This is a genomic window from Roseicyclus sp. (assembly GCF_052168335.1).
Lineage (GTDB): Bacteria > Pseudomonadota > Alphaproteobacteria > Rhodobacterales > Rhodobacteraceae > Roseibacterium.
In genome coordinates this window covers 1-6,678 of the sequence record NZ_JBQLZP010000571.1, presented here as the reverse complement: position 1 = coordinate 6,678, position 6,678 = coordinate 1, and the positions used below count along the sequence as shown (strand labels likewise).

Annotated in this window: 9 protein-coding genes; 3 read left to right on the top strand and 6 right to left on the bottom strand. The window is 70.5% G+C overall.

The genetic code is table 11. The annotated features are described in order from the left end of the window. Positions 1–182: 182 nt before the first annotated feature. Complete coding sequence (locus ACTS11_RS17630; RefSeq protein WP_442641603.1) at positions 183–1,328, top strand: DUF6456 domain-containing protein; 1,146 nt, start codon at positions 183–185, stop codon at positions 1,326–1,328. A 106-nt stretch (positions 1,329–1,434) separates the two neighbouring features. After that, complete coding sequence (lipA, locus tag ACTS11_RS17625; RefSeq protein ID WP_442641602.1) at positions 1,435–2,385, top strand: lipoyl synthase; 951 nt, start codon at positions 1,435–1,437, stop codon at positions 2,383–2,385. A 3-nt stretch (positions 2,386–2,388) separates the two neighbouring features. On the opposite strand, the gene ACTS11_RS17620 is transcribed toward lipA, so the two are convergent. The 3 genes from ACTS11_RS17620 to hpt all read right to left on the bottom strand — a co-directional run bounded on the left by ACTS11_RS17620 (position 2,389) and on the right by hpt (position 4,501). Continuing rightward, the gene (locus tag ACTS11_RS17620) at positions 2,389–3,276 is read right to left on the bottom strand and encodes a c-type cytochrome (RefSeq protein WP_442641601.1); all 888 of its coding nucleotides are present in this window, start codon (positions 3,274–3,276) and stop codon (positions 2,389–2,391) included. A 45-nt stretch (positions 3,277–3,321) separates the two neighbouring features. Further along, positions 3,322–3,789, bottom strand: coding sequence for a c-type cytochrome (locus ACTS11_RS17615; RefSeq protein WP_442641600.1), 468 nt, complete (start codon positions 3,787–3,789; stop codon positions 3,322–3,324). A 157-nt stretch (positions 3,790–3,946) separates the two neighbouring features. Beyond that, entirely contained in the window at positions 3,947–4,501 is a 555-nt protein-coding gene (gene hpt, locus ACTS11_RS17610) for a hypoxanthine phosphoribosyltransferase (RefSeq protein WP_442641599.1), read from the bottom strand. 88 nt (positions 4,502–4,589) lie between these two features. Between hpt and ACTS11_RS17605 the strand changes: the two genes are divergently transcribed. Further along, complete coding sequence (locus ACTS11_RS17605; RefSeq protein WP_442641598.1) at positions 4,590–5,054, top strand: type II toxin-antitoxin system RatA family toxin; 465 nt, start codon at positions 4,590–4,592, stop codon at positions 5,052–5,054. On the opposite strand, the gene ACTS11_RS17600 is transcribed toward ACTS11_RS17605, so the two are convergent. From ACTS11_RS17600 to ispF, 3 genes are all read right to left on the bottom strand, one after another. Then, positions 5,051–5,515 carry a CinA family protein gene (locus ACTS11_RS17600; RefSeq protein ID WP_442641597.1) on the bottom strand — a complete coding sequence of 155 codons (465 nt, stop codon included), beginning with the start codon at positions 5,513–5,515 and terminating at the stop codon, positions 5,051–5,053. The genes ACTS11_RS17605 and ACTS11_RS17600 overlap by 4 nt on opposite strands. Further along, positions 5,512–6,009, bottom strand: coding sequence for a phosphatidylglycerophosphatase A family protein (locus ACTS11_RS17595; RefSeq protein WP_442641596.1), 498 nt, complete (start codon positions 6,007–6,009; stop codon positions 5,512–5,514). The genes ACTS11_RS17600 and ACTS11_RS17595 overlap by 4 nt, the downstream gene beginning before the upstream one ends. Continuing rightward, positions 6,006–6,678: 2-C-methyl-D-erythritol 2,4-cyclodiphosphate synthase (gene ispF, locus ACTS11_RS17590; protein WP_442641595.1), on the bottom strand; the 673-nt coding region annotated here is incomplete at its 5' end. The genes ACTS11_RS17595 and ispF, both read right to left, overlap by 4 nt.

Here is a 6,678-nt window from a genome sequence, read left to right as displayed (position 1 = left end):
CCTCCCAGCCTGACCCGGCCGATCCCGCGTTGCGCCGCGACCGGGAGGGGCGCGCGCCGCTCTCCCGATAGTTTACCTTTCAGAAACAGAATTCTACTTTTTGGGGTATTATTAACCGATTGGTAATCAATCCCCGAAAACTCTCCACACATTGTTCACAGAGCGCGAACAAAGGGTGGGAAATGTCTCTGAACCATCGGGAAGCCCTTTCGGGGTCCTCCGAAGGCGTGCCGGATTGGGTGCCGCAAGCGGCGCGCCAGTACCTGGACCACGTGGCCCGCGGCGCATCGCTGCGGCGGATCGCGGGCGCCTGCGGGCAGGCCCCGTCCACCATTTCCCGGCGTATCCGCCGGATCGAGGCGCTCCGGGACGATCCACTGATCGACGAGGCCTTCGACGCCCTCGCGCCCCAGGCGGCGCAAGGGTGCGCGATGACCGTCCAACACGAGGAACCCATCACCATGACCGCGCCGTTTCGCTCTCCCATCGTTTCCGATGAGTCGACAATCTCGCGCGAGGCGCGACGCATCCTGCGACGCCTCTGCGAGACCGGCGCGCTGCTCGCGGTCGCGGGGGATCTGGAGAAGGCCGTCGTCCTCCGGCCCGGCCCGGACGGGGCGCAGACGCGCACGGCCGTCGTCGACCGCAAGGTCGCGCAGGCCTTCGCGGTGAAGGACTGGATCTCGTGCATCCAGAACGGGCGCATCGCGCGCTACGCCATCACCTCCGCCGGCAAGTCGGCGCTGAAGCGGCTGATCGAGGAGGACCGCCGGCGGCGGCAGGCGGCCGGTTTCGCCGAGGCGTCCTCGGTCTACCAGGCGCAGCACCGGCTGCCGGGCGAGGTGGAGATCTCGGGCGAGGACGGGCTTCGGACCCGCATCGAGGTCAACCTCGCGGAATCGCCGCTGGCCGCGCTTGCCCGCCGCAAGGGGCCGGACGGCCAGCCCTTCCTCGAGGCGCAGCTCGTGCAGGCGGGCGAGCGGCTGCGCGAGGATTTCGAGCGCGCGCAGATGGGGCCGCGTGTCGGCCAGAACTGGGACCGGTTCCTGACGGCGGGCTCGGATCGCGGCCACTTCCGCAACGACGCCGGCCTTGCCGAGGGTCCCGCCGCCGCGCGCCGCCGCGTGGACGAGGCGATCGAGGCGCTCGGGCCCGGCCTCGCCGACGTGGTGTTGCGGGTGTGCTGCTTCCTCGAGGGGCTCGAGTCGGCCGAGCGCCGCCTCGGCTGGTCGGCGCGCTCGGGCAAGGTGGTGCTGAAGATCGGGCTCCAGCGCCTCCTCCAGCACTACCGCGAGCGGCACGGCTACGTGCCCGCCCTGCGCGACTGATCTGCAGGAGGGGCAGGGCGGCTGTGCGCAAGTTGCGCGGTTACTTTCGCGGTTTTCCGGATTATCTATCGGGAAACCGACCCTCCGAGGAGCCCGAGGCAGGCCCATGCGCGATCTGAAGATCCCCGAGCAGCGCCATCCCGAGAAGGCGCACCGCGCCGACAACGCGCAGCCCAAGAAACCGTCCTGGATCCGCGTCAAGGCGCCCGTGGGCGAAGGCTACCGCAAGACCCACCGGATCATCCGCGAGCACAAGCTCGTCACCGTCTGCGAGGAGGCGGGCTGCCCCAATGCCGGCGAATGCTGGAGCCAGGGCCACGCCACCATGATGATCATGGGCGAGATCTGCACGCGCGGCTGCACCTTCTGCAACGTGGCGACCGGCAAGCCGCAGGCGCTCGACCTCTTCGAGCCGGGGCGGGTGGCGGACGCGGTCGCGAAGCTCGGCCTCAACCACGTCGTCATCACCAGCGTCGACCGCGACGACCTCGAGGACGGCGGCGCCGAGCACTTCGCGATGACGATCCGCGCCATCCGCAAGCGCTCGCCCGAGACGACCATCGAGATCCTGACGCCCGACTTCCTCAAGTGCGCGCCCTCGGTCCTCGAGACCGTGGTGGCGGCGAAGCCCGATGTCTTCAACCACAACCTCGAGACGGTTCCGGGCCTCTACCCCGAGGTGCGGCCCGGCGCGCGCTACTTCCATTCGCTGCGCCTGCTCCAGCGGGTGAAGGAACTCGACCCGTCGATGTTCACCAAGTCCGGGATCATGGTGGGCCTCGGCGAGGACCGGCAATCCGTCCTCCAGGTGATGGACGACATGCGCGCGGCCGATGTCGATTTCCTGACCATCGGCCAGTATCTCCAGCCGACGCCGAAGCACCACGCCGTCGACCGCTTCGTGCATCCCGACGAGTTCGCGGCCTACGAGAAGGCGGCCTACGGCAAGGGCTTCCTCATGGTCTCGGCCACGCCGCTGACGCGGTCGAGCTACCATGCGGGCGAGGACTTCGCCCGCCTCCGGGATGCCCGGCTGAAGAAGCTCGGGATGGCCTGAGGCCTAGTCCGACGGCGGCAGCGCCTTGAGATAGGCGGCGATGGCGAGGCGGTCGGCCTCGGGCAGCATCGCCATGTTGCGGATCACCGAGACCATGTGGCCCCCCGCGCTGTCGAAGTCGGGGGTGAAACCGTCGTTGAGGTAGGCCGCGATCTCGGCCTCGGACCAGCGCAGGCGGTCGGGCGTCAGCGCCGGGACCGTGCCGCGCCCGGACGGGTCGGGGGCGCCCGCCATCCAGCGCGTCCGGTCGAGGCCGCCGGTGGCGTCCCGCGGCGTGTGGCACTCGGCACAGTGCGCCAGCGCCTCGACGAGGTAGCGGCCGCGCGCCTGGTCCTCGGTCAACTCGCCCTGAAGCACGAAGCCATCGGGCATGTGGAGCGCGTTCCAGAGGCCGATGCCCCGGCGGATCGTGAAGGGGAACGACACCTCGTGCGGCGCGCTCGGCACGTCGGAGGCGGGCAGCGTCTGCCAGAAGGCCCAGAGGTCGGTCATGTCCTGCCGTTCGGCCAGCGCGTAGGCGCTGTAGGGGAAGGCCGGGTAGTAGTGCCGCCCCTCGGGGCCGACGCCGTGCTGCACGGCGTTCACGAAGTCCGCCTGCGACCAGGCGCCGATGCCGAACTCGGGATGCATCGAGACGTTGGGCGCGACGAAGGTGCCGAAGTCGGATGGAAACCGCTGCCCCCCCGAAAGGACGAGCCGCGCCGCGCCCGTGGCGTCGTCCGCCGCGTGGCAGGAGGCGCAGCCGGCGGCCCAGAACACGGCCTCGCCGCGGGTGGCGTCGCCGGTCAGGGCGGCAAGCTCCGCCGTCTCCACGCGGGTCGGCGCCGTCAGGACGAAGAAGGCCCCGAGGAGGGCTGCGGCGAGAATGGCGGCAAGGGCGAGGAGGCGCATGGGAAGGCGGGCGCCGGGGCTCGGGCGCCCCGGCGCGCTGACACGTCATTCGGAGGCGCGGTAGACGTCGTGGCAGGCCGAGCAGGACCCGCCCACGGGACCGAGGGCCGCCTGCATCGGCGCCAGCCCGTCGCCGGCCACTGCCGCCAGACCCTCGGCCGCGGCGCCGAAGGCCTGCCACTTCTCGATCACGTCGGGCAGGTTGTCCCAGATCTCGGGCAGCGCGCGGGTGCCGACGAGCGAGACGTTGTCCGTCCCCTCGGGCCAGTGGAAGCTCTGGTCGAGCGTCGAGATGGCGACGAGGTTGTTCGCCGCGGCGGTCGCGGCCGTGGCGTCGTACTCGGCGTTGCCGCGCGCCATGTTGGCCAGCACGCCGATGTTCAGCGCCATGATCTGGAACTGGCCCTGCCGGGCCTGCACGGGCGGCGGGAGATCCTGCGCGACGACGGCCGTGGCGCCGACGCCGAGGGCGGCGACGGCCGCGATGCTGAGAAGGAACCTGGGGGATTTCATGGCTGCGGGGCACTCCGTTTGCGTGGCTGGAAATCGGCCGTCCACCCCCGACGGTAGAGGCGGATGGCGTTCGGTCAACCAAACCTTCTGTGACAGGCCGCAGGCGACATGTGCGCGGTTGCGTTCACTCGGCGCTTGGGGCGACGTCCGCGCAGCCTCAGCCGAGCATCCGCACCTTGCCGATATAGGGCAGGTTGCGGTTGCGTTGTGCGTAGTCGATTCCGTAGCCGACCACGAACTCGTCCGGGATCTCGAAGCCGACCCAGTCCGCGCGCACGTCCACCTCGCGCCGCGTCGGCTTGTCGAGGAGCGCGATGGTCCTCAGCCGCGCCGGGCCCTTCGAGCGCAGCAGGTTCACGACGTGGTGCAGCGTGTGGCCGGTGTCGACGATGTCCTCGACCACCAGCACGTCGCGCCCCGCGATCTCGCCGCGCAGGTCCTTCAGGATGCGCACCTCGCGCGAGCTCTCCATGCTGTTGCCGTAGGAGGAGGCCTCGAGGAAGTCGACCTCGACGGGCAGGTCGATCTCGCGCACCAGGTCGGCGATGAAGACGAAGCTGCCGCGCAGGAGGCCCACGACGACGAGCTTCTCGGTGCCGGCGAAGACCGTCTCGATCTCGCGTGCAAGCTCCTCGATCCGGGCGGCGATGGACTTGGCCGAGATCATCTGGACGACCTCGTAGGCACCCTGTCCGCTTGGCTGCGCCATCATGTCCCCCTGTCCCGACCGGTCCGGAACCTTGATTTTCCGCGCCGTGTTTATGACATGGCGGAAACAGGCGAAAGACGAAAGGCGAGGCATGCCCGCCCACTCAGAGACACGGAAGCTGCCCTTCACGGCCGAGCAGATGTACGACCTCGTGGCCGACGTGGCGGATTATCCGCGCTTCATCCCCTGGATCGCGGCCTCCCGCGTGCGCTCGGTCACGCCCGAGGGCGACCATGCGGTGATGCTCGCGGACCTCGTCGTGGGCTTCAAGATGTTCCGCGAGCGCTTTCTCTCAAAGGTCACGATGTGGGAGGGACAGCGCCGGATCGACACCGAGTACATCGAGGGCCCGTTCCGCCACATGCACTCGACCTGGAAGTTCCGCGACCTCGAGGGCGGCGGCTGCGAGGTGGCCTTCGACGTGGATTTCGAGTTCAAGAACCGGATTCTTCAGGGCGCGGCGGGCCTCTTCTTCCACGAGGCGATGACGCGGATCGTGCGCGCCTTCGAGGCGCGGGCCGAGGCGCTCTACGGCCGGGGCGCGGCGACGGCCTAGCCGACCGCCCGCAGGACCAGGGCGAGGGCGTGCTCGACGCTCGCCTGCCGAACGCGGTCGCGGCCCAAGGCGCCGAACTCGACCGTCTCCGTCTCGACCCCGCCCGCATGTGCGATGCCGAAGCAGACGCGGCCCTCGGGCTTGTGCTCGGACCCGCCGGGCCCCGCGATCCCCGTGACGGAGACCGCGACATGGGCGTGCGAGCGGGCGAGCGCGCCCTGCGCCATCTCGGCCGCGACCTCCTCGGACACGGCGCCATGGGCCGCGATGGTCTCGGGCGAGACGCCCAGCATCTCGACCTTGGAGTCGTTCGAATAGGTGACGAAGCCCCGCTCCAGCGCCCTGGAGGAGCCCGGCACGTCGGTGATGGCCGCCGCGATCATGCCGCCCGTGCAGCTCTCGGCCGTGGCGAGCATCCAGCCCCTCGCGGCGATCGCCTTGACGAGGGCCCCGGCGCTCATGACGCGGCGAGGAGCGGCAGGTGCGCGAGGACGGCGGCGACGGCGACCACCATCGCGGCGAGCCATCCGGCGAACAGGTCGTCGGCCATGACGCCGAGGGCGCCCTCCTGCCGGTCGGCCCAGCCGACGGGGCCGGGCTTCCAGATGTCGAAGAGGCGGAAGGCCAGGAACGCCGTCACGATCCCCGGCCAGAGCGCCAAGAACTCCGCCCCCGCGAAGACCGCGCCGAAGGACACCGGCCAGAGCGCGATCCACTGTCCCGCGACCTCGTCCACGACGATCTCGGAGGGGTCCTTGATGTCGCTCGTCGCGATCTCGCGTTCCGTCGCCCACCAGCCCGCGACGGTGATGACCATGGTGGCGGCCGCGAAGAGCCAGAAGCCCCCGATCTCGTGCAGGGCCCAGGCCATGGGCAGCGCCGCGAGGCTGCCCCAGGTGCCCGGGGCGGGGCGCAGGTACCCCACGCCGAAGACGGTCGCGATCATCCGGCTCATGGCGCCACCAGCGTGACGGTGGCGAGGGCGGCGATGCCTTCCTCGCGCCCCGTGAAGCCGAGCCGCTCGGTCGTCGTGGCCTTCACCGAGACGCGCCCGACCTCGATCCGCAGAAGCGCCGCCAGCGCCGCCCGGAGCGCGGCCGCGTGCGGCCCGATCTTCGGCCTCTCGCAGATGAGCGTCAGGTCGGCATGCGTGATGCGGAAGCCCTTCGAAGCGGCGAGGTCGACCGCATGGGTCAGGAAGATGTGGCTTTCGGCGCCCTTCCACTGCGGGTCGGTGGGCGGGAAGTGGATGCCGATGTCGCCCTCCGCCAGCGCGCCGTAGATCGCGTCCGTGACGGTGTGGAGCGCCACGTCGGCGTCGGAATGGCCCTGCAACGCGCGGTCATGCGGGATCTTCAGCCCGCAGAGGATCACGTGATCGCCCGGACCGAAGCGGTGCACGTCGAAGCCGTTGCCGGTGCGGATGTCCATGGCGTGCCGTCCCTCCTGCAGGAAGCGCTCGGCCCGCGCGAAATCCTCGGGCCCGGTGATCTTCATGTTCGCCGCGTCGCCCGGCGTGATGGCGACGGCGAGGCCCCCGGCGCGCGCCACCTCCACGTCGTCGGCGGCGGGGCCGCCGCGCGCGGCATGGGCCTCGTGGGCGGCGCGGATGGCCTCGAGGTGG